At 50.8% G+C, this 248-nt stretch carries 1 protein-coding gene; it reads right to left on the reverse strand.

Annotated elements, in window-relative coordinates; translation table 11 throughout:
• Positions 1–248 (reverse strand): sulfatase-like hydrolase/transferase (locus R0K30_RS22935; RefSeq protein WP_410613264.1); only part of this gene is annotated, 248 nt, incomplete at both ends.

The following is a 248-nucleotide window of genomic DNA, read 5'->3' on the forward strand; positions in this document are numbered from 1 at the left end:
TCTTTCGATAAGATATCTGAACCTGACATGAGATAATCTTTCGTATCGACGCCGAGCAGATGAAGAACGGTCGGCGCGACATCGACTTCACCGGCAAATTTATGATTGCGGCCGCCTTTCACGCCGGGAGCGTGGATAAAGAGCGGCACCCGCTGAAGCTGGGCATTGTCGTATTCATTGATCTCATCTTTGCCGAGCACTTTCGCCATCGCTTTATTATGGTTTTCGGAGATGCCGTAGTGGTCTCC

The sequence above is a fragment of the Bacillus sp. SIMBA_154 genome (assembly GCF_046536015.1).
Lineage (GTDB): Bacteria > Bacillota > Bacilli > Bacillales > Bacillaceae > Bacillus > Bacillus pumilus_P.